The sequence below is a fragment of the Sediminibacterium ginsengisoli genome (genome assembly GCF_900167075.1).
Lineage (GTDB): Bacteria > Bacteroidota > Bacteroidia > Chitinophagales > Chitinophagaceae > Sediminibacterium > Sediminibacterium ginsengisoli.
This window is the reverse complement of the sequence record NZ_FUWH01000006.1, coordinates 63,639-88,161: the sequence shown is the minus strand read 5'-3', so window position 1 is coordinate 88,161 and position 24,523 is coordinate 63,639. Positions and strand designations below refer to the sequence as shown.

Genomic DNA, 24,523 nt, shown 5'->3' with positions numbered 1-24,523 from the left:
GGAAAAACAGATGAAGGCACGTAAGTTTGTCAACAAATAGGAATAACTATGTACGAACATTTTACCACCGTGCGGGTGCGCTATGCGGAAACAGACCAGATGGATATTGTGTATTATGGTAATTATGCGCAGTATTTCGAGGTAGGACGTACAGAATCGATCCGGGATCTCGGTTTTACCTATAAAGAAATGGAAGCCATGGGGGTAAGAATGCCGGTGGTAGAGATGGAAGCGAAATATTTGAGGCCGGCACATTATGATGATCTGATCACGATCAAAACCATCATCAGGGAACTGCCCGATTCACATGCCATCACTTTTTACAATGAAGTGTACAATGAGAAGAAAAAACTGCTGACCACCGGTAAAGTAGTTCTGTTCTTCATGGATATACATACGGGCAAGCGTACCAACATGCCGCAGCAGCTGCGTGATACGCTCGCCTCCTACTTTGAATCGAACTGATCATCATTTCAGTTCATCCAGCAGCAGGAACATTTTTTTAACGATCTCATTGGCAGAGCCATCGAAATTGTTGATGATGATGGCTACCGTATATGTGGTACCGTCTTTCGCTGTGTGATATCCCGCAAAACTCTTCGCGCCACCGATTGTACCGCTTTTCAGTTTCATCTGGTTATAAAGCGGCAATGCATCATAATAATAATTAAACCAGGGCCGGCTTCTTGCAAACTGCAATACTTTAACCAGCGATTCTGCGGTTACACGGTTTTGTGGCGAAAGACCGCTTCCATCGATCATACGTAAAGCTGCGGGATCGATCCCCTGCTGTTTCCAGAAGTTTTTTACTGCCTGAACACCTTTGTCCGTACTGCCAAACCCGCCTTGTTGAAATGCAATGGCTTTAAGTAATGATTCGCCGTAAAGGTTGATGCTTTTTTTCATGAACCAGTAATTCACACTATCAAGTGCCGGCGAATTTTCCGTATGCAATAAAGTATAACCACTGGTATTTGCAGTAGAATCATCTACTCCGAAAGACGTAGTGCTGATGCCGGCAGCATTCAGTCTGTCGGCCACGGTATGGATGAACTGGGAAGCAGGATCAGGGAAAGACCCTGAAATAGTAAATGCTTTTTCATTGGGCGATATGGTGCCGCGCACAAAACCACGCTGACTGAATGGCGGCAGGTAGATATAGGCATTGTCGCCGCTGCCTTTCGCGCCTGCGCGCAGTTCGCTTTGCAATACAGCGTCGTATAATACAGGTTCTGTCTTCACAATGGAAGCTTTTTCACCCTGTTCGCCGGAACTAAGGATAAGGTCGTACTGGTTTTCCCGCCAGTTCAAACCTGCGCTTCCTGCACCATAATAGTTACCGATATCATCCCAGATCCAGCCGCCGGGTAATGTTTCTTTTTCCCAGTTAGCCGTGTGCGCCACAAGTGAACCATTGATCCTGGTGATGCCTTTTGCTTTCAGCATTGCTATCCATCTGCCGAAGAGTTTTTCATCTTTTGTGGAATCATAACGCCAGCTGCCGAGTGTGGGGTCACCGAAGCCGGTGATATGCAGGTCTCCTTCAAGCACTCCTGCTTTGATTGCACCGGAATACGCGATCTCCGTCCTGAAACGATAGCCGGCTCCCAGCAATTCCATGGCAGCAGCGCTGGTGATGGTCTTCTGACAACTGGCAGGTGCCAGTCCTGTCTGCGCATTCAGGCTGAATACCGGCTCACCCGTTGCACTTTTTACAACATACACACCGGCAATTGCAGTACGCATCTGGGCATCCGCCACCAGTTTTGCAGCGGCGGACTCAAGGCGCTGGGTCAGCGATTGGGCATTAATGCCGGAAAAAGATAATAACAGCAGCGAGAACCAGTATTTTTTCATAATAACATCTTGGGCGTGAATAAATCAATAGTAACAGGTTCATACAGAACCACAAATCCGGTTTAACTTGCACAAAATAAGTGTAAGCGGGTTATGGAAAAAGTTTTTGCATCGATCATTACCATTGGAGACGAGTTATTGATAGGCCAGGTAATCGATACCAACAGTGCGTGGATTGCCAGGGAACTTAACAAAAGAGGCATGCCGGTAAAGAATCGAGTGGCAGTAGGCGATAACCGGGACGACATCTGGCAGGCGCTCGATAACGAGTGCGGGCGGGCATCACTGGTATTGATCACGGGCGGGCTCGGGCCAACCGCAGACGATATCACCAAGCCTCTTTTAGCGGATTATTTCGGCGGGAAGATGGTGATCCACGAAACAACACTTCAGCATGTGATCCACCTGTTCGAGTCTGTTTTTAAACGCCCGGTATCAGACCGGAATAAAAAGCAGGCGGAAGTACCGGATAGCTGCACCGTACTTTTCAACGAATCGGGTACAGCACCCGGAATGCTGTTTGAGAAAAACGGAACGGTATTTATTTCCATGCCCGGCGTACCCCATGAAATGAAATGGCTGATGGAACATCATGTGCTGCCGATGATTTCTTCCCGTTTTGCAACCGGCTTTATCGCACATCGTACCCTTTTAACCGCAGGTATCGGGGAATCGATGCTGGCAGACCTTATTGCCGACCTGGAAGCGGATCTGCCCGGCTGGATCAAACTTGCTTACCTGCCCAATTATGGAATGGTACGCCTGCGGTTAACCGCATCGGGTATGGATAAAGATCTGATAGAACGTGAGCTCAGCAGGCATTTCGACCTGCTTGTATCAAGAACTGCAGAATACCTTGTAGCAGCAGAAGACATTCCGCTCGAACTGGCCATTGGGCGTTTACTGCAGGAAAAAGGGAAAACCATGGCTACCGCCGAAAGTTGCACCGGTGGTTATATTGCACATCTGATTACAGCCCATGCCGGTTCTTCCGCTTATTATAAAGGAACTGTGGTGAGTTATGCGAATGATGTAAAGGAACATGCGCTTCATGTAAAACCTGAAACGCTGGCAGCGTTTGGCGCCGTTAGCGAAGATACGGTGCGGGAAATGGTACAGGGTACATTATCGCTGATCGGCTCGGATTATGCTGTGGCGGTAAGCGGGATCATGGGGCCGGACGGCGGCACGCCCGAAAAACCCGTGGGCATGGTCTGGATCGCTGCAGGAAACGCCGAAAAAACAATTGCCCGCCAGTTCCGGCTGCGTTTCGACAGGCAAAAAAATATTGAGGTAACCGCCGTTTATGCATTGAACCTCCTGCGGTTATTGATCCTAGAAAAGAGTTAGCAGAATTTCAGTTCAGAACTCTACTTTTGCCACTGAAAATCAGGAGGCAGTAATTCCGGCGATTTCGTAATTTTAGAGAAAGATTACCGGATTTCTGTTTATCATTGCAAAAAACTAACAGTTGATCGTTTTTGATAAGCGTCAACCTATTATACATAAAAAACTGTACGATTGTATGGCAATTGCTGAACTGGTAATGCCCAAACTGGGCGAGAGCATCATGGAAGCTACCATCCTTAAGTGGAATAAGCAGGTGGGTGACCGTGTGGAACAGGATGAAACTGTATTGGATATTGCAACGGATAAGGTAGACAGCGAAGTGCCTTCAACAGCAGCTGGTGTTATCACCGAAATATTATACAATGTAAATGATGTAGTGCCGATCGGAACGGTGATCGCACGTATCAATACCAATGGCAGTACTACTGCCGTATCAGCCCCCGCTCCTGCGCAGAATGAGCCGGAAAAACCAATTGCAGTACCAGAACCCGAGCCGGCCGTTACAGCCGTGCAAGCAGAGGAGCCGGCTGCAGAAGAGATCGACATCAGTGAGATCCCTTATGTACCGCAGCCCGCTACAGAACTGCTCGACAAGCCTGCAACCAATCGTTTTTATTCACCACTGGTACTGAATATCGCCAACAGCGAAGGCATCAGCCTGAGTGAACTGGAAAGGCTTCCGGGCACAGGCAACGAAGGCAGGGTTACCAAAAAAGACATCCTGCAATATGTGGCTGCGAAGAAATCGGGCAATGCACCTGCTGCACCACAGACTCCTCAGGTGGCAACAGCTCCTGCACAAAAAGCAGCACCTGTTACCATTCATATACCATCCGCTGCACCCCAAACCGGCAGTTCTATTCCGGCAGCAGTTTCCTCCTCAGGCAAACTGGCCGATCCTTCTGCAGTAGTACTGAGCGGGAGCACCGAGATCGTTGAAATGGACAGGATGCGCAAGCTGATCGCGAAGCACATGGTAGACAGCAAGCATACCAGTCCGCACGTAACCAGCTTTGCAGAAGCAGACGTAACCAATATGGTTATGTGGCGCAATAAAGTGAAAGATGAATTCGAGAAGCGCGAAGGAACCAAACTTACATTCACACCGATGTTTATCGAATGCATCGTGAATGTGATCAAACGTTTCCCGCTGATCAACTGCTCTCTCGATGGCGATAAGATCATCATCAAAAAAGATATCAATATCGGCATGGCAACAGCCTTGCCAACCGGCAACCTCATTGTTCCTGTGATCAAAGGCGCAGACCAGCTGAATATTGTAGGACTGAGCAGATCGGTGAACAATCTTGCCGATGCAGCGAGGAATAACAAGCTTCGTCCTGATGATACTGCATCGGGCACATTCACACTGACCAACGTAGGCACATTCGGAAGCCTGATGGGCACGCCGATCATCAACCAGCCGCAGGTAGCGATCCTCGCCGTAGGTGCGATCAAAAAACGCCCGATGGTGATCGAGACCAAAGAAGGTGATACCATCGGTATCCGCCATATGATGTACCTGTCGCTCAGCTACGATCACAGGATTGTAGATGGCAGCATCGGTGCAGGTTTTCTCACGGCTGTAGCAAAAGAATTCGAAAACTGGGACGCGGACAGGCAGTGGTTTCATTACCTGTAACCGGCAACACGAACATCCAATCAAACGATAATCAGATCCTGATGCAATTTTTCAACCGTAAAGCCATCCTACTGATGGCTTTACTTTTATCATTGGCCGGCCAGGCACAGGTTAAAACCGACGGACTTGGCACCTGGAACGTTATAAGCGGCAAGATCAATTTCAACAGTAAATGGAATGCTTTTGGGGAAGCACAATTACGTTCGCAGCAGTTCTTCAATGGCTTCAGCTATTACGAATACAAGGGTGGTATTGGTTATAATATTCAAAAGAACCTGACCGTACTGGTAGGTGTGGGAAATTACCACACCTATACTCCGTTCGGGAATTTTACCGATCCGGAACTGGCCAATGAAGTGAGAACCTGGGAACAGCTGACCATCACCAACAATATCAGCAGGCTGAAACTGGAGCACCGTTACCGGATCGAACAACGGTTTATAGGATCATCGTTCCACAGCCGTTTCCGTTACCGGATGAATGGCATACTCCCCATTAACCATAAAGTACTGCAGCCCAAAACCTGGTATGCAGGAGCATCGGCCGAAGTATTCATACTTGACAAAGCCCCGCATTTTGAACAGAGCCGCTTATTCCTGGGCCTGGGTTACCAGCTGAATGAAAAACTCACGCTGCAAACCGGTTTCATCCATCGGTTCGATCAGACATCATCTTATACCACTTTCTCCAAGAACTTTATCCAGACCACTTTATTCTTTGATTTTGGCCAGTCGAAAAGCGGCAGGGAAAGACATCCGAGCACAGAAGATTAAGATCTTGTTATGGAAGCTATGCACATCTGTGCGTAACTGATCCGTGTTTTTGTAGCGGTTGTTGGTTAAATTCAGGTAACCAAACAAACCCGGTATGAAATCATTATCAGAAACATGGTTTGCGGAAGGTTATATTGATTTTGAATTGAAAAAGTACACACTCCTCGCCTATCTGCAGGACATCAACAGACACTTTGCAGCCTGTGAACTTTATCCCTCTTTAGCCGATCTTGTTTTCCACTACAACAACCTGGTTGCGTTCAGGGAGAACAAACAGCAGTTATCGGAACAGTTTCCCAAACGACTTACGGGCATCCAGGCGGAAAATATCCGCTTATTATACGAATCTATAGTGGAAGACAGCGAAATGATGCAGGAGTTGGAAGATATTATCGGCTATGCATCCTCCAACATGAAAAAAAGCATCGACAATGGTACCGGCATCTACGAATCCATAGCAGATGCATTAGCCATTGAGCCTGTAGGACTTGTTCCACTCGATAGCTCTGAAGGTTATTTTCTTTTGTGTGAAGGTTCATGTAAGAATACCTGGGCATATTATTACCGGCTCAGCATTTATGAGCAGGATGATTACAGATGGCGCAGTCTCAGGACATCATTCATCGACGTGTGGCAGCGGAACCTGGCTAATTCTTATCAGAGTATCAAACAGCAACTGATCCGCAACTGCACAGAACTGCCCAACCCGGCAGTATACGCAGTAGAGACATCGATCAGTGCGCCGATAGAAGAAACACTGCTGCCTGTTGCCAAACGAAGTCTTGTTAAATATATCTCCACGAGAACATAAATAAAAAGCCCGCAACTTTTCAGTGCGGGCTTTCATATTCATTTGGCGGGATTAATATCCCAGTCCCAGATCTCTTCCTTTCATAACGGCAGGAACACCTTCCGAGATCCATTTGGCAGGTTTATCACCTTTCAGCAGGTAATCGAAGAACTGCTGTTCGCGGATCTGGATGTCTTTACGGTTCTTTCTTTCCACCAGGTTATGGGCTTCGTTATTATAGTTCAGCATCCATACTTTTTTGCCCAGCCTGCGCAGACCGCTGTACATTTCAATACCCTGGTACCATGGCACTGCATCATCTGCATCATTGGCCATGATCACGAGCGGAGTGGTCACTTTAGGCAGAGAGAACAAGGCTGAGTTCTGTATGTACAGGTTTGGCTTTTCCCATAAGGTAGCGCCGATCCGGCTTTGTGTTTTCTCATACTGGAAAGTACGCAGCAGACCGGTTCCCCACCTGATACCGCCATATGCGCTGGTCATGTTGGCTACAGGAGCACCGGCCCAGGCAGCAGCATAGAGATTGGTTTTGGTAATCAGGTAAACGATCTGATAACCACCCCAGCTCTGGCCCTGCAGACCGATCTTGGTACTGTCTACATAACCCTGTTTAACAACAGCCCTTGTACCGCTCACGATATAATCATAAGCGCCCTGACCGGGATAACCTGTTTTATACCAGATATCCGGAACAAAAACGATATACCCGCGGCTCACGAAGAACGGAATGTTCAGACGTGAAGGTGTTGGCGCCGGTGCCTGGTAGTTATTCAGTGTATTATTGTTACGCTCATAGAAATACACGATCATCGGGTATTTCTTTTTAGGGTCGAAATCTTCGGGTTTATACAATACACCTTCAGTTTCTTTTCCGGTGTATGCTTTCCATTTGAAGAGTTCAGCGGTTCCCCAGTTATAAGTTTCCTGCTGTGGGTTGATATGCGACAACTGAACCGCCGGAGCTGCATTCTGCATCACATATACATCAGGTGACTTCACATATGTTTCTTTTGTGAACGTATATACATCTGCGTCTTTTGCTTTCTGAATCGCTCCTACCGCAACTTTTTCCTTGAATAATACCTGGATATTTTTTGTCGCAGGATCATAAATGGCCAATCCGCCGCCTTTGTCTTTTTCATCGTAGATCTTCAGCAGGATCTTTTTACCGGCTTCGATGAAGCGTTCTTCCCTGTCTACGTTCACATAGCGGTACTGCAGTTTGTCTTTTCTTCCGTTGGTGAGCGCTACGGATTTTTCTTTTCCGAGCGGATCTACCTGCCAGATATCATAACGATCATATATCAGTACATACTTATCATTCTCCATCCAGCGTACAATACCGTAAGAATTAGGATCGTCCGGCACATCGTTCTCTTCATCCACCAATGATACTTTGATATCTGTTGCGATAGGGTACACCTGTTTTGTGGCAGCATTATAACAGAAATAGCTCTTCTTGATCTCGTCGAAGAATACAAGGAAATTTCCTGAATAAGAAGCAGACAGGCCGCTTCCTTTGAATTCTTTACGGATCAGGTCGGCTTTGCCATTTTCAGGATTTATTGCATAAATATCACTTACAGTGAACCCCTGCCATTGACTTGCTACACGTCTGCCTGAATCGGTAGTAGCATAGAAAACATTGCCATCACCCTCTTTCGTCTGCATCACGCTTCTGAACTTAGGTGTGCCCAGCTGAACCACTTCTTTATTGTTCATATCAAAGCGGGCAATATAAGAACGCCTGAGATCGCTTTCCAGGTTTTTCAGCTGAACGGGTTGAACATAGTCGTCGTTATAATGCCATACATCCACATTCACACGATCGAATTCGGGTAATGAAGTGTCTTTGGGAGTAACAATGGGCGTTGTAGCGAAGAAAAGACGTTGTCCGCTCTTGCTGAAGCCCATAGATCCGCCACCATCTCCACCGCCACGGAAACCACCGCCACCGCCACCGGTTTCAGCTATGGTCCATTTTGATTTTACACCTTTTGTAGACGCATCTGCCAGCAGTACAGCTTCGGGGGTACCTTCTTTATAATAGAACAGTTTATAAAATTTCTGAACAGCTTTGCTGCTGCTGTCGCGCTCGGCGATAAATGCGATCTGTGATGCATTTTCGTCCATCGTATACCCTTTCGCATCGTTGAATTTACGGAAGATGGTAGCGCTTGTATTATTGGTAAGATCCATACGCACTACAGAAGGAAGTACGGTGGAATCACCTGTTTTTTTAGTGGTCTCATACAACAGAACGTTACCGTTCTTGCTGAAGTAATATTCGCTTACCAGTTTGAAAGAACGTTGTTCTCCGGTAACAAGGTTACGAAGGATCAGTTCAGTACCTTCTTCGCCTCCGGGTTCAGCAGCGGCCGATGGAGCAGCTCCGCCACGACCTCCGGCTGCAGGAGCACCACCGCCCTGCGGCCTTCCGCCACCAGCGCCCCTGCCCTGTTGTAATACAGCCATACCCTTGTTTCTGGCATCGTTTGCTTTATTACGGATGCTATCAGCAACATGTGCAAGGCTATCGGCCATGGCCAGCATATTGTTCAGGCGGGTAAGGGAATCCATTTCGGGTCTTCCGCCGGGCCTGCCTTGTTCCGGAACTGCTTTATCCATGAGATAAGCCATCCAGTTGCTGCCACCTTTATCAGGTGTTTTATAACTTCTTACGCGGGCGATCTTTACGATATTGGTTTTACCCAGTTCAACAATAGCCAGACTGTCTTTGGGCATATCGTCGGGCCTGCTTTTTTTAATACGGGCGTTACGGGTGTCTTTGTAAAAAGGTTTGATCCGGCAGATAGCAAACCGGCTATCTTCACTGAGTGAAACATTGTATCCGCGCGGGATAGTCAGTTTGTAGCCGCCATTGGCAGCCTGGATCACGAGTTCGCCATCACCTTCCTGTGGGTTCACCGTATAGGCTACGTATTTACCATCATTGGAGATAATGCGTTCGGCCACGCTCTGCCAGCCATCGTAGACGGTATGATCGAGCGGCTTTTTCTGGGAATAAGCAGTAAAGGCTGTAAAGCAGGTTACAGCCAGCAGCAATTTCTTCATGTTATTAGTGCATTTGGTAGCGCTCCGAAGATAACTAACAATACAGATAATAATTTCTGTCTCTGCATTAATTTGATGAATGGATAAAAGCAACGGCAGAGTCCGCCCGGCGCATAAGACTCTTATCGTATTCTAATCTCAACCAGCCATATTTAGCATTCCGGCAGACTAAGCGGTATATGAATCGCAAGGCCGCCATCAGATGTTTCTTTGTATTTGCTGTTCATATCGAGGGCAGTATCCCACATGGTCCGGATCACTTTGTCAAGACTCACTTTTGCATAATCCGGCGAGCCCTGCAATGCAAGCTGGGAGGCTGTGATGGCTTTGATCGCGCCCATGGTATTGCGTTCTATACAAGGCACCTGCACCAGTCCGCCGATCGGATCGCAGGTAAGGCCGAGATGGTGCTCCATAGCGATCTCGGCAGCCATCAAAGCCTGCCTTTGCGTACCACCTAGCGATTCGGTAAGGGCGGCGGCGGCCATGGCAGAAGACACGCCGATTTCAGCCTGGCAGCCGCCCATTGCGGCGGAAATGGTTGCACCTTTTTTAAAGATGCTGCCCACTTCGGAAGCTGTGAGCAGGAAACGTATGATCTTTTCCTCATCATAACCATCACAGAATGCAACAAAGTATTGCAATACTGCAGGAATAACACCTGCGGCCCCGTTGGTAGGCGCGGTAACCACGCGGCCAAAAGACGCGTTTTCTTCGTTAACTGCCAGTGCAAAACAGCTCACCCAATCCAGTATATATTTGAAATCATGGCCACCATTGCGGATGGCATCGATCCAGCTTTTGTAATCGTTATATGGCTGCTGTTTAACCAGGCGTTTATTCAGATCAAAAGCCCTGCGCCGAACCTGTAACCCACCCGGAAGTTCTCCCTGGGCATGACAACCGCGAAAAGTACAGTCTTTCATGGTATTCCAGATCTTAAGTACACCTTCTTTTGTTTCTTTCTCCGGGCGCCAGGCCTGTTCATTCTCCATTACCACCTCGTTAATGGAGAGCCCCGTTTTCATGCACCAATGCAGCAATTCATCAGCTGTATTGATCGGGAACGGCAATTCGATACTGTTTCTGGCACGTTCATCCTCTCCTTCCTTAACAACAAAGCCACCTCCGATGGAATAATACGTTTCGCTCCAGCCTTCGCCATCCTTCAATTGTATGAGGAAAGACATACCGTTGGGATGATAAGGCAAAGTTTCATTGTACAGGAACATGAGTTTTTCCGCAGGATCAAAAGACAGCAGGCATTCACCCCCCAGTAGTAATGCTTTTTCAGCATGGATCTTATTGATCTGCGGCGTAATACTGTTCACATCAATTGTTACCGGGTCTTCGCCGCAAAGCCCGAGCAGCACTGCGATGTCTGTGCCATGTCCTTTACCTGTTTTGGCTAAGGAGCCATATAAAAGCACGGTTACGGAAGCAACATTTTCCAGTTTTGCTTTTTCTTTTATTGAAGCGACGCAACGAAGCGCAGCCCGCCAGGGACCCAATGTGTGGGAACTGGAAGGACCGACACCTATCTTAAACATATCAAAAACCGAGATCGATTCGTGTGGCATAGTAATAATTCGTCTGTAAAATTAACAGTTACCGGCTCACAATATCGCTAAGATCCTTTTAAAACTTACAATCGTTTGGTTTGTTTTACCGAACTTACGTGCGCAAAATCTTACCAGAACCAATTTCACAATGTTAGAACTATGCAACTTTCTTCTCTCTTAGACAGGTTTAATGAACCGGAAACACTGAAAATGGCCAAACTCGGCCGCGAATTAAGAGCAAATGGCATCGACGTGATCGATCTGAGCCTTGGCGAACCTGATTTTGATACGCCCCAGCATATTAAGGATGCCGCGATCAAAGCTATTAATGACAACTGGAGCCACTATACACCGGTAGCAGGTTTCGCAGACCTGAGAGAAGCGGTTTGTACTAAACTAAAGCGCGACAATAACCTCGATTATAAACCTGAGCAGATCGTTACTTCAACAGGGGCCAAGCAAAGTCTTGCAAACGCTATCCTGGCACTTGTAGACGAAGGTGATGAAGTAATCATTCCTACTCCTTACTGGGTCACTTATTCCGAACTGGTGAAAATCGCCCGCGGTAAAGTTGTTGAAATCAGGACAACCGTAGAAAATGGTTTTAAAGCTACTGCCGCAGAAGTGGAAGCAGCCATTACTCCAAAGACAAAAGTTTTCATGTTCTCATCGCCCTGCAATCCTTCAGGAGCCGTTTACAGCAAAGCAGAGCTTGCTGCGTTGGCGGAAGTATTCCGCAAATATCCAGACGTGGTGATCTTATCCGATGAAATCTATGAATACATCAATTTTGTCGGAACCCACGAAAGCATTGCGCAGTTTGAAGACCTGAAAGACAGGATTGTACTGATCAATGGTTTAAGTAAAGGATTTGCCATGACAGGCTGGCGCCTCGGTTATGTTGCAACCAGCGTTGCAATTGCCAAAGCCTGTGAAAAATTACAGGGCCAATTTACCAGCGGTACCTCCTCTATTACTCAAAAAGCAGCTGTTGCCGCACTTACCGGCGATCTTAAGCCTTCTGAGGAAATGACAGAAGAATTTACCCGCAGAAGGACAAAGACACTTGAGCTGATCAATGATATTCCCGGTTTTAAATGTTTTGCTCCTGAAGGTGCCTTTTATGTATTCCCCGATGTAAGTGCATATTACGGGAAATCAGATGGCACCACAACGGTAAACAATGCTGCCGATTTCAGTATGTACCTGCTGAATACTGCGCATGTGTCTTCCGTAATGGGTGATGCATTCGGCGAACCCAATTGTGTCAGGTTCTCTTTTGCCAACAGCATGCAGAATATTGAAAAAGCATGGGCAAGGATTAAAGAAGCTCTTGCTAAGTTGAAATAACCCGGTCAATCATTTTTATCTTTTTAGTTCTACGGCAGGCCTGTTTAAACAGGCCTGCTTTTTTATTCGGAGCAGAGAAGCATGTTTTTTTTGAAAAAAAACATGCTAGATTTCGGTAAGATCTTTACCCCATCATTTCCTTACGTACTCTGTCAACAAATAAAATTGATACTCCAAGCATTTTAGCTATGCCGGGAAGTGTGTGTCCTGGTGTTGCAAGCAGTTTAATAACAATCATTTCCTGAATTTCTCTTATGCCACTCTTCTTACCTTTTTCGAAAGCCGCTGCAATTCCTTGCTTATAGCGTATGTCTTTTGTTATATCAATAATTGCCATATTTTCACGTTTGCATGATTTACTGAATGTTTCTTAATAAGATAACTTATTGCGCCTCTTTGCTCTTTAATTTCTACCCCATCAGACATTTAATCCAATGAACTATCCTTAATTCCTTTAACAACCGAAACCGGCATGTCTGTTATTTGAGCAACATCATCAATTGATAACTGCTGGATAGTAAGCAGTTTTCTAATAATTGATTCTTTTGCTTTTTTCATCCCTTGCTTTATTCCTTCTCTTACTCCCCGCTGTTTGCCTTTTTCCATTCCAACAGCCTTGCCCTGTTTAAAACGAATGTCTTTCGTTACATCATAAGTAATAATCATATCTTCCTCCTCTTTTATTATAATTTCCTGGATATTGTAAATCCATCCGATCATTTAATCCAATGAACTATCCTTAATTCCTTTAACAACCGAAACCGGCATCTCTGTTATTTGAGCAACATCATCAATTGATAACTGCTGGATAGTAAGCAGTTTTCTAATAATTGATTCTTTTGCTTTTTTCATCCCTTGCTTTATTCCTTCTTTTACTCCCCGCTGTTTGCCTTTTTCCATTCCAACAGCCTTGCCCTGTTTAAAACGAATGTCTTTCGTTACATCATAAGTAATAATCATATTTTCCTCTTCTTTTATTATGATTTCCTGAATGTTTCTTAGTCCGCCCAGTATCTCAAGCTGGACAAGTCGCCTTTTCAGTTCCCTTTCATCACCCTGTAATAATTCTTTTAACCTGCGGATCACCTGTTTTACAATCAACCTTTTCTGCTCGCCTTTGCTTTTTCCGGCAAGAATTGCCAGCAACACGTCCTCTGCATCAGTCGAATCTAAAAAGCAGACGGGGTCCAGATCAGTGAGATTGATGATCTCATATGCATAATTCAACAGGAAATGCTCAACTTTATCACTCATAGATAACCGTTGCTCTCCCGCATAAATAACATAGCCCCTTACTGGTAATTTTTTGAGCTGATAAATCAAAGAATGATACAAAAGCATCCTCGGGGCCATCTGCCTGTCATTGACAGATTGCCATTCAACATGCACGATATATGGCGGGCCGTTATTCTCCGGCCTTACTTCAAACAACGTATCTGCATGCTTCTCGAGCGTATAATGCAGACCGCCCGGTATCGTAAAAGAATCAAGCATCTGAACACCCAGTATACGCTGCATCATTCCCTTACCCGGACTGCTGAAGTTTTCCTTAAATATCCGATCGTACAGATTCCCCGCTCCTCCTTTCATACCACGCAAATTAAATTGCGCTTATGAATTTTATGTACAGTATTTATACCTGTTTTCAGGTATGGAAGAACGAGTAAAAGAAGAAGAATTATTTGCCGGCAGAAGTAGTGTCCGGCTGCTTTATAACACGTCCCGCACCACGGTATTTGGGTTGCCAGTAAGTATCGTTCAGATCGCTTACCATCACCCCTCCGCTGGTTGCGGCATGTACAAACTTATTGTTCAGCAGGTATACGCCTACATGTGAAATGCTCCGCCCGGATGTATGGAAAAAAACAAGGTCGCCTTCCTGCAGATCTTCCAGGTTTATTTTCTCACTCTGATCATATTGCTCCTGCGCAGTTCTTGGTAATGCCGCTTTGTATACATCACGCATCACAACCTGTGTAAATGCCGAGCAATCGATACAGTTATCCGTAGACCCGCCCATGCAATATTTCGTTCCCCACCATTTATCAATGGTTTCCAAAAGTGGAATATTGGTCAGTTTTTCTACAGTCGCATCCATCACCACAGCATATTTCAACTGCAGCCAGCTCGCTCTTTCAATATCCCCCGATACCAGGATAGCATTCGGGTTTACAGACACAGTCGTTGGTGGTTGTGCTGCAGATCTGGCATTTGTAGTACTCGTTTTGTGCTTGGTTGTTACCACAGCACCCGGTGTAACTTCGATCTGGTCAAGAAATTCTACCTTCTCCGGAGATTTACGGGCCGTTGATTTTGCCGCAGAATTATCCCTGGCTCCCAGTTTACTCAATGATTTACAACTGGTAAGCGCAATTAATATTAAACAGTATATAGATAAATGCCGGACTTTCATAGCTACGATTTGCAATATAACGACCTTACACTGCTATTCTCGTCTGTGCGAATAACTTTTTAACATTCTCTTCAGTTTCATTACGCCTGTGGATAACTGAAATAGGCTGTAAATCGCTTTAATTTTCGACCTTTGTAGTCTATGCCTTCTTTTTCTCATTTACATGTTCATACCCAGTATTCCCTGCTCGACGGGGCTGCATCGATCGACCGCCTTTACAAAAAAGCAGCGGAAGACCAGATGCCTGCACTTGCTATTACAGATCATGGTAATATGTTCGGCGCTTTTGAATTTGTAAGCCAGGCCTGGAAAAATACCAAAGTAGTTGGAAAGGATGCTAACGGTAAAGATATTGTTGAGCCCGTGGTTAAACCTGTGGTAGGATGCGAATTCTATGTGGTGAAAGACAGGCATGCAAAAACCTTTACCAAAGAACTCAAAGATGAACGTTATCACCAGGTATTACTGGCGAAGAATAAGATCGGTTACCAGAACTTGGTTAAGCTGACTTCACTGGGATTTATCGAGGGTATGTACAGTAAATATCCCCGGATCGACAAGGAACTGATCGAAAAATACCATGAAGGGCTCATCGCCACCACCTGTTGCATCGGTGCGTATGTTCCGCAAACCATACTGCATGACGGCGAGGAAAAAGCGGAACAGGAATTCAAATGGTGGCTCGATCTCTTCGGGGAAGATTTTTATATCGAAATCCAGCGACACGATATCAAGGAACAGGAACTGATCAACCAGACCCTGCTCAAGTTCTCAAAAAAATACAATGTGCCTGTTATTGCTACCAACGACAGCCATTATGTTGATCAGTCAGACGCCAACGCTCATGACATCCTGCTCTGTATCAATACCGGTGAAAAGCAGACCACTCCCGGGTTTGATGATTTTGTGAATGATGATGCGCAGGTAAAGAACCGTCGCTTCAAATTCCCGAACGACCAGTTCTATTTCAAGTCTACCAAAGAAATGGGCGCACTTTTCAGTGATATTCCCGAATCGCTCGACAATACCAATGCGATTGTGGATAAGATAGAAGTGCTCAACCTGAAGAAAGATATCTTACTGCCCGCATTCCCTATCCCGAAAGAATTCCAGATACATGGCGATGCCAACCTGAACCAGTGGGAATACCTCAAACATATTACCATGGAAGGCGCTAAAATGCGCTACACCGATATCTCCCCTTCTACACAGGAGAGGATCGATTTCGAATTATTCACGATCAAGACCATGGGATTTGCAGGTTACTTCCTGATCGTGAGCGACTTTATCAAAGCCGGCCGCGACCTCGGCGTATTCGTTGGTCCGGGACGTGGTTCCGCAGCGGGCAGCGTAGTAGCTTATTGTATCGGGATCACCAATATCGACCCCATTAAATACAATCTCCTGTTCGAGCGATTCCTGAACCCGGACCGGAAAAGTATGCCGGATATCGATACGGATTTTGATGACGAAGGCCGTCAGAAAGTGATTGACTATGTGGTGGATAAATATGGTAAGGCACAGGTGGCACAGATCGTTACCTATGGTACCATGGCCGCCAAAATGAGCATCAAGGATGTGGCACGTGTGCTCGATCTCCCGCTGGCAGAAAGTAATATGATGGCCAAACTGGTTCCGGACAAGCCCGGTACTGAACTTCGGAGAGTGCTGAAAGCACCGCTGACTGCTAAAGAAGGCCCTAAATCGCTCGAAGAAAAAGAAGGTTACCAGCAGGAAGATATAGAGAATGTAAAAAAATTAAGGGAAATATACCAGGGCAACGATATCAGGGCGCAGGTGCTGAAGGAAGCGGAAAGACTGGAAGGTTCCGTAAGGAACACCGGTATCCATGCTGCGGGCATTATCATTGCTCCCAAAGACCTGACAGACCTGATACCCGTAGCCACTGCCAAAGACTCAGATCTCTGGGTAACGCAGATCGAGGGTAGTATCATTGAAGATGCTGGTGTAATCAAGATGGACTTCCTGGGTTTAAAGACGCTGTCCATCATGAAAACAGCGCTGGAGCTGATCAAACAAAATCATGGGATCACGATAGATCTCGACACGATACCGCTTGACGATGAGAAAACATTCCAGTTGTACCAGCGCGGCGAGACCAACGCTACGTTTCAGTTTGAAAGCGTGGGCATGCAGAAATACCTCAGGGAACTGAAGCCCGATAAATTCGATGACCTGATTGCCATGAACGCCCTGTACCGGCCGGGACCTATCGCGTATATCCCCAACTTCATCGACCGTAAGCATGGGCGCGAGGAAATTACCTATGACCTGGAAGACATGAAAGAATACCTGGCCGAGACCTATGGTATTACGGTTTACCAGGAACAGGTAATGCTGCTCAGCCAAAGCCTGGCAGGTTTTACCAAAGGCGATGCCGACGTTTTACGTAAGGCGATGGGTAAAAAACAGAAAGCGGTACTGGATAAAATGAAAGCGCAGTTTATTGAAGGAGCTTCCGCAAAAGGACATCCGGCCGATAAACTGGAGAAAATCTGGACCGACTGGGAAGCTTTTGCCCAGTATGCGTTCAACAAATCACACTCCACCTGCTATGCTTTTGTGGCATACCAGACAGCATACCTTAAAGCGCATTATCCCAGCGAATACATGGCCGGCGTACTTAACCATGCGGGCAGTATTGAAAAGATTACATTCTTTATGGAAGAATGTAAACGAATGGGGCTTAAAGTACTCGGCCCGGATATCAATGAGTCTTTACAGGGCTTCGCCGTAAACAAAAACGGGGAGATCCGTTTCGGCCTGGGTGGATTGAAAGGTGTGGGTGAAGCCGCAGTGGAAACCATCATTGCGGAAAGAACGAAAGCAGGTGCGTACAAGAACATTTTCGACTTTATTACCCGTGTGCTGCAGAGAACCGTCAATAAAAAATCGCTGGAAAGCCTGACCTATTCAGGTGCATTCGACTGTTTCCCCGAACTGCACAGAGCCCAGTATTTCAGGATCCCGGATGGCGAGCGGATGACGGGGCTTGAAAAGATCATCGCCTACGGGCAGGCCCAGCAAACAGTGGCCGGCAGTTCGAATACGCTTTTCGGCGACCTTTCTGCAGCCATGGATGTTCCCGTTCCGAAAATCAGCAATTCGGAACCATGGACACTCACAGAGTTGCTCAATTATGAGAAAGATGTAACCGGGATGTTCATGAGCGGTCACCCGCTGGATCATTTCAAATTCGAGCTTAAATATTACGGTATTACCTCTATCAATGACTTTAACGAGATCAAACTGACGCTTCACCTGCAGCCGAATCCGGGAAAAAGCCTGCGCGTGGCAGGACTGATCACGGATGTGCAGCACAGGGTAACCAAAACAGGAAAGAACTTCGGGTCTTTCGTGATAGAAGACTTTAGCGGTAAAACGGAATTTGTTCTGTGGAGTGAAGATTATATCAAATTTCAGAATTACCTCGACAAGGGCCAGAATGTATTGCTGACCGGCTTCTTCAGGCCCCGTTTCGGCAGACCAACGGAATTTGATTTCAAGATCAATATCATGTCGCTGCTGGAAACGGTAAAAGAGAATATGACCCGCAGCATCGAGATCAGTGCACATCCTGCCGCTATTTCCGAGGATTTTGTTTCATTTATGGATAAAAACGTCCGTGATAACCCGGGCAAAACCTCGCTTCGTTTTAATTTGTATGAACCGAAGGAAAATCTGAAAATCAGCCTCTATTCACTGGAAAAAGGATTCCGGATGAATGAAGGAATGGCAGACTTCCTGCTGAATAATCCCGACCTGGAAATTCATGTTGGGCTGGCAGGTTAATACGGTCAGCGGGCATAAAAAACTGTCCGCTTGGCAGGTTTGCTGTTGCAACGTCATTAATCACATCGGTGGAAAAGTCAAAAGAAGAGGAATCAGGGTTTGGATTTATATTTGATACCTTTTAACAGTGACCGGAACCGCAAGGAACCGGGTACAGATCAATCAAATCAATCATTTAAAACAATAACAATGGCTTTAGAATTAACCGACGCTAATTTCCAGTCTACAGTGCTGGATAGCGATAAATTAACCGTAGTGGATTTCTGGGCTGAATGGTGTGGACCCTGCCGCGCTATCGGACCAATCATTGAAGAATTGTCAAAAGAGTACGAAGGCAAGGTTAATGTTGGAAAGGTGAATGTTGACCATAACCCGAACCTGAGTGTGAATTATGGTATTACTTCTATCCCTGCCATCCTGTTCATCAAAAACGGGCAGATAGTGGACAAGCAGATCGGCGCTGTTCCTAAATCTGTATTCGATAAAAAGATCCAGGCTCATTTGTAAGAGCTGAACGATACCCGATACCCCGGCGCAACCATGCCGGGGTATTTTTTTGCCTGAATTCCCGGGTTTAAATTATCATTTGGTTATTCATTATTCATTATCTTAACCGCTGATTTTTAACTAAAAAACTGAGCATGAATATCAAAGCGCGCCTTATCCTGATGAACTTCCTGGAATTCTTTGTCTGGGGTTCCTGGCTGATCTCACTGGGAAGTTATATGATCGTTACATTAGGATTCAACGGCGCAGAAGTAGGTGCAGTATATGCCACAATGGGTATCGCTTCTCTTTTTATGCCGGCATTGCTGGGTATTGTGGCCGATCGCTGGATCAATGCCGAAAAAGTACTGGGAGCCTGTCATATCATCGGTGCTATTCTGCTGTTCTGGGCTTCTACCGTAAAAGACTACCAGACATTCTATTTTATCATGCTCCTCAATTCTATGGCCTTCATGCCTACGATCGCATTGAACAATACGGTTTCCTATATAGTACTGGAGAAAAAAGGCTATGATATCGTAAAAGATTTTCCGCCGATCAGGGTCTGGGGAACCATCGGTTTTATTGCAGCTATGTGGATGGTAGATATTTTCGGCTGGACAAAAAGTCCGCTGCAGTTATACGTAAGCGCCGGCGCAGGATTGGTTTTAGGGATCTACTCTTTTACAATGGCCAAATGTCCGCCGCTTGCCGTTGCTGCGAAAAAAGGATTCGCTTCCATGCTGGGGCTTGATGCTTTTGTGCTGTTCAAAAGAAAAAAAATGGCCATTTTCTTTGTTTTTGCAATGTTACTGGGTGCAGCGCTTCAGATCACCAATGCATTCGGGGGTGCATTCCTGGATGATTTCAAAACAAGTTATGCCGACTCTTTCGGCGTAAAACATCCAAACCTGCTCTTATCGATCTCACAAATCTCAGAAACACTGTTCATTCTTACCATACCGTTCTTTTTACGCCGTTTCGGTATTAAAAATGTGATGTTGCTGAGCATTTTTGCCTGGGTATTCCGTTTCGGCCTGTTTGCCATCGGAGATCCTGGTAATGGTTTGTACCTGCTCATTCTTTCCATGATCATTTATGGCATGGCTTTCGACTTCTTTAATATTTCCGGCTCGCTGTTCGTGGAAAAAGAGGCTGATATCAAGATCAGGGCAAGTGCGCAGGGCTTGTTCATGCTGATGACCAATGGTATCGGTGCCTATATCGGCGGAACGATCAGCGGACTTGTGGTTGATTATTTTACAGTAGATGGCGTCAGGAACTGGCAGCATATCTGGCTGGCATTTGCAGGGTATGCACTGATCCTCGGGCTTATATTTCCGCTGGTATTCCGTTATAAACATACAACGGATGCCCGAATGGAAGTGCGGCATTAACCGCTTTCAGAAGATTCGTTTATGTATGCATGATTCAGCGTAATTTTGCAGGGTAAATTATGTGAAGATGATCTCTACTACCTCAGACGCGTTTGCATTGGTTGCAGCATTGGACGACAGTAATGAACTCAAACAGATAGGCGAAAAAATTCTCCGTAAAGAAAGAATCAGTTTTGAAGATGGCGTTATGCTTTTCGAAAAAGGGTCGCTGGCATTCCTCGGGGCGCTGGCCAACTGGGTCAGAGAGCAAAAGCATGGTCATAAAACCTATTTCAACCGGAATTTCCATATCGAACCTACCAACGTTTGCGTATTCTCGTGCAAATTCTGCTCCTATTCCCGATTATATGCCCACCGCGAAGAAGGCTGGGAACTGAGCATCGACCAGATGCTGGATATTGTAAAAAGTTACGATGGCAAACCGGTAACGGAAGTGCATATCGTAGGTGGTGTTCATCCGAAAATGACACTGGATTTCTTTACCAGCCTGCTCAAAGCCATCAAAGCGCATCGCCCGGATCTGCATATCAAAGGCTTTACACCTGTTGAACTTGATTATATGTTCCGCAAGGCGAAAGTCAGTGTTGAAGAAGGAATGCGTATTGTACATGAAGCCGGCCTGGATTCTTTACCAGGCGGTGGTGCCGAAATATTCCACCCCGATATCCGTACGCAGATCTGCGATGATAAAGTAGATGCCGATGGATGGTTACATATCCATAAAGCGGCACACGATCTCGGCATGCACAGCAATGCAACCATGCTGTATGGTCATATCGAATCATTCTACCACCGCATCGATCATATGGATCGACTGCGTCGTCTGCAGGACAAAACTGGAGGCTTCAATACTTTTATTCCGCTCAAGTTCAGGAATAAGGAAAATGAGATGAGCCATATCCCTGAATCTACCGTAGTGGAAGATATGCGTATGTATGCAGTAGCAAGGCTCTATATGGACAACTTCCCCCATATCAAGGCCTACTGGCCGATGCTGGGCAGGCAGAACGCGCAATTATCACTTTCATTTGGCGTAAACGATATCGACGGAACGATTGACGATTCTACTAAAATATACGCGATGGCGGGAAGTGAAGAGCAGACACCAGCTATGAGCACCACCGAACTGGTTACATTGATCAGACAGGTAAAAAGACAACCCATTGAACGGGGTACTTTATACAACGAGATCAGGGATTATTCCAATGTTGAACCGGAAGAGCCGGGCGTTGATCCCCAGTTAAATTAAATACTTATCAGCCTGCATTTGCAGGCTGTTCTTTTTGATGCTGTTCCGCGAGTTCCACCTGTTTCCTCGTAGGTAATAATATCAGGCGCAATGTTGTGTCATTGGTAAAGTAACTGATAGCCCAGTTGATAAAAATGATCAGCCGGTTCTTGACACTAACGATCAGCATCAGATGCAGGAACATCCATACAAACCAGGCAAGCCGGCCCTGGAAACTCATGAATGGTAAATCCACTACTGCTTTCCGTTTCCCTACAGTGGCCATTGTACCCGGATTCTTGTATTTGAATATTTTCATTTCCCCGCCTTTCTGCAAACGCGAAAAATTAGAAGCAGTATTCTTTGCCTGCGCTATGGCAACATTGGCAAGCTGGGCATGGCCTTTGGGAAAATCCGGTGTTTCCATATAAGCGATATCACCGATTGCAAATACATCCTCTATTCCTTCTACCCTGTTATAATGATCCACTTTGATCCGGTTTCCTCTTACGAGTGCAGACTGAGGTATACCCGGAGGCACATTACCTGTTACACCCGCGGCCCAGATCAGGTTATGCGTAAGAATGGTTCTGCCATCTGCCAGCATCACCGTTTTACCATCGTAGTCTTTTACCTGTGCGCCGGTCCAGACTTTCACGCCCATTTTTTCCAGGTATTCCTTCGATTTTTCCTGCGAGGCTTTGCTCATCGGTCCTAGTGTTGCGGGGCCGGCTTCGAGCAGGTACACATTCAGCCTGGAGAAATCCATATCAGGATAATCCTTAGGCAATACGTTTTTTTTCATTTCGGCAAAAGAACCCGACAACTCCACTCCCGTAGGGCCACCACCTACCACCACAATATTCATGATCGCTTCCAGTTCATCTGCAGACGCGGATAAAGCATCTTCAAAATTGAGCAGGATCCGGTTGCGGAGTGTAATGGCTTCGGTAGTCGACTTCATAGGATAAGCATATTTCTCAATGTTCTTATTCCCGAAATAATTGGTGGTACATCCTGTCGCAATTACCAGGTAATCGTAGCTGAAATCGCCTTCATTGGTGATCACACGTTTCTGCTGTACATCTACGGATTCTACACAGGCAATACGCACATGCACATTTCTTTTTTTCTGAAAAACTTTCCGGAGCGGAAATGAGATGGAGCTTGGTTCAAGTCTTGCTGTTGCTACCTGGTAAAACAATGGCTGGAACTGGTGAAAGTTGTACTGGTCTATCAGCGTGATCTCATAATCCGTGTGTACGATATGCCTTGCCACCTGCAGTCCCGCGAATCCGGCACCCAGGATAACGATCTGTTTTTTCGCCATAACCTCAGTTTAATGCCTTACTGAAAATGCTGTACCAAAGGTACAACACATTATACCATTACCCTGTTAAAGCAGGCTTTATAACCACAAAACAGTCAAAAAAAGAGCTGTCACTTTGCAGCGACAGCTCCCTGTTAATCATTTTACAACCAGTTCTTACTTGCCAAGTTTGGCTTTCAGATTCTGATCCAGTGCATCCAGGAATTCCTCGGTGTACAGGTAATGCTCACCATGGTTTACTTTATTTCCATGAATACATACGGCCAGGTCTTTGGTCATTTTACCGCTTTCTACGGTTTCAACACAAACCGCTTCCAGTGCATGACAGAAATCGATCAGCTCCTGGTTGCCATCCAGCTTTCCGCGGAACTCCAGGCCTCTTGTCCATGCAAAAATCGAAGCGATCGGGTTGGTAGAAGTTGGTTTTCCTTTCTGGTGCTCACGGTAGTGGCGGGTAACCGTACCGTGTGCCGCTTCTGCTTCCATCACTTTACCATCTGGTGTTACCAGGGTAGATGTCATCAGACCCAGTGAACCAAATCCCTGTGCTACAGTATCGCTTTGTACGTCGCCATCGTAGTTCTTACAGGCCCATACAAAATTACCGTTCCATTTGAGGGCGCTGGCTACCATATCATCGATAAGCCTGTGCTCATAGGTGATGCCTGCTGCTTCAAATGAAGCTTTGAATTCTTTCTGATAGATATCTTCGAAAATGTCTTTAAAACGGCCATCATATTTTTTCAGGATGGTGTTTTTGGTAGACAGGTACAGCGGCCATTTTTTCATCAGCGCCTGGTTAAAGCAGGCACGTGCAAAGCCGGTAATACTTTCGTCAGTATTGTACATGGTGAGCGCAACACCATCGCCTTTGAAGTTGAACACTTCAAATTCCTGTACGGTTCCGTCTTCACCTTCAAATTTTACAGTAAGCTTTCCTTTTCCTTTGGTTACAAAATCCGTTGCACGGTACTGGTCGCCGAATGCGTGACGGCCGATGCAGATCGGAGCGGTCCAGTTAGGCACCAGCCTCGGAACATTGGAACAAACGATCGGCTCTCTGAATACGGTACCATCGAGGATATTCCGGATAGTTCCGTTAGGGCTTTTCCACATCTGTTTCAGATTGAATTCTTTTACACGCTCTTCGTCTGGTGTAATGGTTGCGCATTTGATACCTACGCCATATTGTTTGATGGCATTGGCTGCATCTACAGTCACCTGGTCGTTTGTTTCATCACGGTATTCTACGCCGAGGTCATAATATTTAATGTCCAGTTCAATGTAAGGCAGAATCAGCTTCTCCTTAATGAATTTCCATATGATCCTTGTCATCTCATCGCCGTCCAGTTCTACCACCGGGTTGGCTACTTTGATTTTGTGCACCATCTTTTGTTTTGCTTTTGTATGTGATATAAAACGGTTACAAATGTAAG

19 protein-coding genes are annotated in these 24,523 nt (G+C 46.0%); 10 read left to right on the top strand and 9 right to left on the bottom strand.

Annotated elements, in window-relative coordinates:
- The first annotated feature begins 48 nt into the window (after nucleotides 1-48).
- Complete coding sequence (locus B5D42_RS11460) at nucleotides 49-465, top strand: acyl-CoA thioesterase (protein ID WP_078831652.1); 417 nt, start codon at nucleotides 49-51, stop codon at nucleotides 463-465.
- Nucleotides 466-468: 3 nt separating this feature from the next.
- Here the strand turns inward: B5D42_RS11460 and dacB are convergent, their stop codons facing one another.
- Complete coding sequence (gene dacB, locus B5D42_RS11455; RefSeq protein ID WP_078831651.1) at nucleotides 469-1,857, bottom strand: D-alanyl-D-alanine carboxypeptidase/D-alanyl-D-alanine endopeptidase; 1,389 nt, start codon at nucleotides 1,855-1,857, stop codon at nucleotides 469-471.
- Nucleotides 1,858-1,950: 93 nt separating this feature from the next.
- Here dacB and B5D42_RS11450 point away from each other — a divergent pair, with 93 nt between their 5' ends.
- The 4 genes from B5D42_RS11450 (at nucleotide 1,951) to B5D42_RS11435 (ending at nucleotide 6,433) form a co-directional block, all read left to right on the top strand.
- A complete protein-coding gene (locus B5D42_RS11450) occupies nucleotides 1,951-3,207 on the top strand; it encodes a CinA family nicotinamide mononucleotide deamidase-related protein (RefSeq protein ID WP_078831650.1) in 1,257 nt (418 codons plus the stop codon).
- A gap of 175 nt (nucleotides 3,208-3,382) precedes the next feature.
- Nucleotides 3,383-4,849: a dihydrolipoamide acetyltransferase family protein gene (locus tag B5D42_RS11445; RefSeq protein ID WP_078831649.1), complete on the top strand. Its 1,467-nt coding sequence runs from the start codon at nucleotides 3,383-3,385 to the stop codon at nucleotides 4,847-4,849.
- A 74-nt stretch (nucleotides 4,850-4,923) separates the two neighbouring features.
- On the top strand, nucleotides 4,924-5,622 hold the full coding sequence (locus B5D42_RS11440; RefSeq protein WP_176112987.1) for a DUF2490 domain-containing protein: 699 nt from the start codon (nucleotides 4,924-4,926) through the stop codon (nucleotides 5,620-5,622).
- Between the two features lie 94 nt (nucleotides 5,623-5,716).
- The gene (locus B5D42_RS11435) at nucleotides 5,717-6,433 is read left to right on the top strand and encodes a hypothetical protein (RefSeq protein WP_078831647.1); all 717 of its coding nucleotides are present in this window, start codon (nucleotides 5,717-5,719) and stop codon (nucleotides 6,431-6,433) included.
- A 51-nt stretch (nucleotides 6,434-6,484) separates the two neighbouring features.
- Here B5D42_RS11435 and B5D42_RS11430 read toward each other — a convergent pair whose 3' ends face one another.
- Together B5D42_RS11430 and B5D42_RS11425 are read right to left on the bottom strand one after the other, a co-directional pair.
- Complete coding sequence (locus B5D42_RS11430; RefSeq protein ID WP_078831646.1) at nucleotides 6,485-9,508, bottom strand: alpha/beta hydrolase family protein; 3,024 nt, start codon at nucleotides 9,506-9,508, stop codon at nucleotides 6,485-6,487.
- A 152-nt stretch (nucleotides 9,509-9,660) separates the two neighbouring features.
- Nucleotides 9,661-11,088 carry an L-serine ammonia-lyase gene (locus tag B5D42_RS11425; protein WP_078831645.1) on the bottom strand — a complete coding sequence of 476 codons (1,428 nt, stop codon included), beginning with the start codon at nucleotides 11,086-11,088 and terminating at the stop codon, nucleotides 9,661-9,663.
- 141 nt (nucleotides 11,089-11,229) lie between these two features.
- On the opposite strand from B5D42_RS11425, the gene B5D42_RS11420 reads away from it, so the two are divergent.
- Entirely contained in the window at nucleotides 11,230-12,420 is a 1,191-nt protein-coding gene (locus B5D42_RS11420) for a pyridoxal phosphate-dependent aminotransferase (RefSeq protein ID WP_078831644.1), read from the top strand.
- Between the two features lie 124 nt (nucleotides 12,421-12,544).
- Here the strand turns inward: B5D42_RS11420 and B5D42_RS11415 are convergent, their stop codons facing one another.
- The 4 genes from B5D42_RS11415 to B5D42_RS11400 form a co-directional block, all read right to left on the bottom strand.
- Nucleotides 12,545-12,757 carry a hypothetical protein gene (locus B5D42_RS11415; RefSeq protein WP_078831643.1) on the bottom strand — a complete coding sequence of 71 codons (213 nt, stop codon included), beginning with the start codon at nucleotides 12,755-12,757 and terminating at the stop codon, nucleotides 12,545-12,547.
- 89 nt (nucleotides 12,758-12,846) lie between these two features.
- Nucleotides 12,847-13,140, bottom strand: coding sequence for a hypothetical protein (locus B5D42_RS11410; protein ID WP_078831642.1), 294 nt, complete (start codon nucleotides 13,138-13,140; stop codon nucleotides 12,847-12,849).
- Nucleotides 13,141-14,010: an Rpn family recombination-promoting nuclease/putative transposase gene (locus B5D42_RS11405; RefSeq protein WP_078831641.1), complete on the bottom strand. Its 870-nt coding sequence runs from the start codon at nucleotides 14,008-14,010 to the stop codon at nucleotides 13,141-13,143.
- An 88-nt stretch (nucleotides 14,011-14,098) separates the two neighbouring features.
- Nucleotides 14,099-14,770: a C40 family peptidase gene (locus B5D42_RS11400; RefSeq protein ID WP_176112986.1), complete on the bottom strand. Its 672-nt coding sequence runs from the start codon at nucleotides 14,768-14,770 to the stop codon at nucleotides 14,099-14,101.
- Nucleotides 14,771-14,974: 204 nt separating this feature from the next.
- Between B5D42_RS11400 and dnaE the strand changes: the two genes are divergently transcribed.
- From dnaE to mqnE, 4 genes are all read left to right on the top strand, one after another.
- Complete coding sequence (gene dnaE / locus B5D42_RS11395) at nucleotides 14,975-18,646, top strand: DNA polymerase III subunit alpha (protein WP_078831639.1); 3,672 nt, start codon at nucleotides 14,975-14,977, stop codon at nucleotides 18,644-18,646.
- Between the two features lie 99 nt (nucleotides 18,647-18,745).
- The gene (trxA, locus tag B5D42_RS11390; RefSeq protein WP_317042010.1) at nucleotides 18,746-19,153 is read left to right on the top strand and encodes a thioredoxin; all 408 of its coding nucleotides are present in this window, start codon (nucleotides 18,746-18,748) and stop codon (nucleotides 19,151-19,153) included.
- Between the two features lie 134 nt (nucleotides 19,154-19,287).
- Nucleotides 19,288-20,529 (top strand): nucleoside permease, encoded by a 1,242-nt coding sequence (locus B5D42_RS11385; protein WP_078831638.1) that lies wholly within the window; start codon nucleotides 19,288-19,290, stop codon nucleotides 20,527-20,529.
- A 67-nt stretch (nucleotides 20,530-20,596) separates the two neighbouring features.
- A complete protein-coding gene (gene mqnE, locus B5D42_RS11380) occupies nucleotides 20,597-21,778 on the top strand; it encodes an aminofutalosine synthase MqnE (RefSeq protein WP_078831637.1) in 1,182 nt (393 codons plus the stop codon).
- Nucleotides 21,779-21,785: 7 nt separating this feature from the next.
- Here the strand turns inward: mqnE and B5D42_RS11375 are convergent, their stop codons facing one another.
- On the bottom strand, nucleotides 21,786-23,087 hold the full coding sequence (locus B5D42_RS11375; protein ID WP_078831636.1) for an NAD(P)/FAD-dependent oxidoreductase: 1,302 nt from the start codon (nucleotides 23,085-23,087) through the stop codon (nucleotides 21,786-21,788).
- A gap of 156 nt (nucleotides 23,088-23,243) precedes the next feature.
- The gene (locus tag B5D42_RS11370; protein WP_078831635.1) at nucleotides 23,244-24,476 is read right to left on the bottom strand and encodes an NADP-dependent isocitrate dehydrogenase; all 1,233 of its coding nucleotides are present in this window, start codon (nucleotides 24,474-24,476) and stop codon (nucleotides 23,244-23,246) included.
- Nucleotides 24,477-24,523 lie beyond the last annotated feature (47 nt).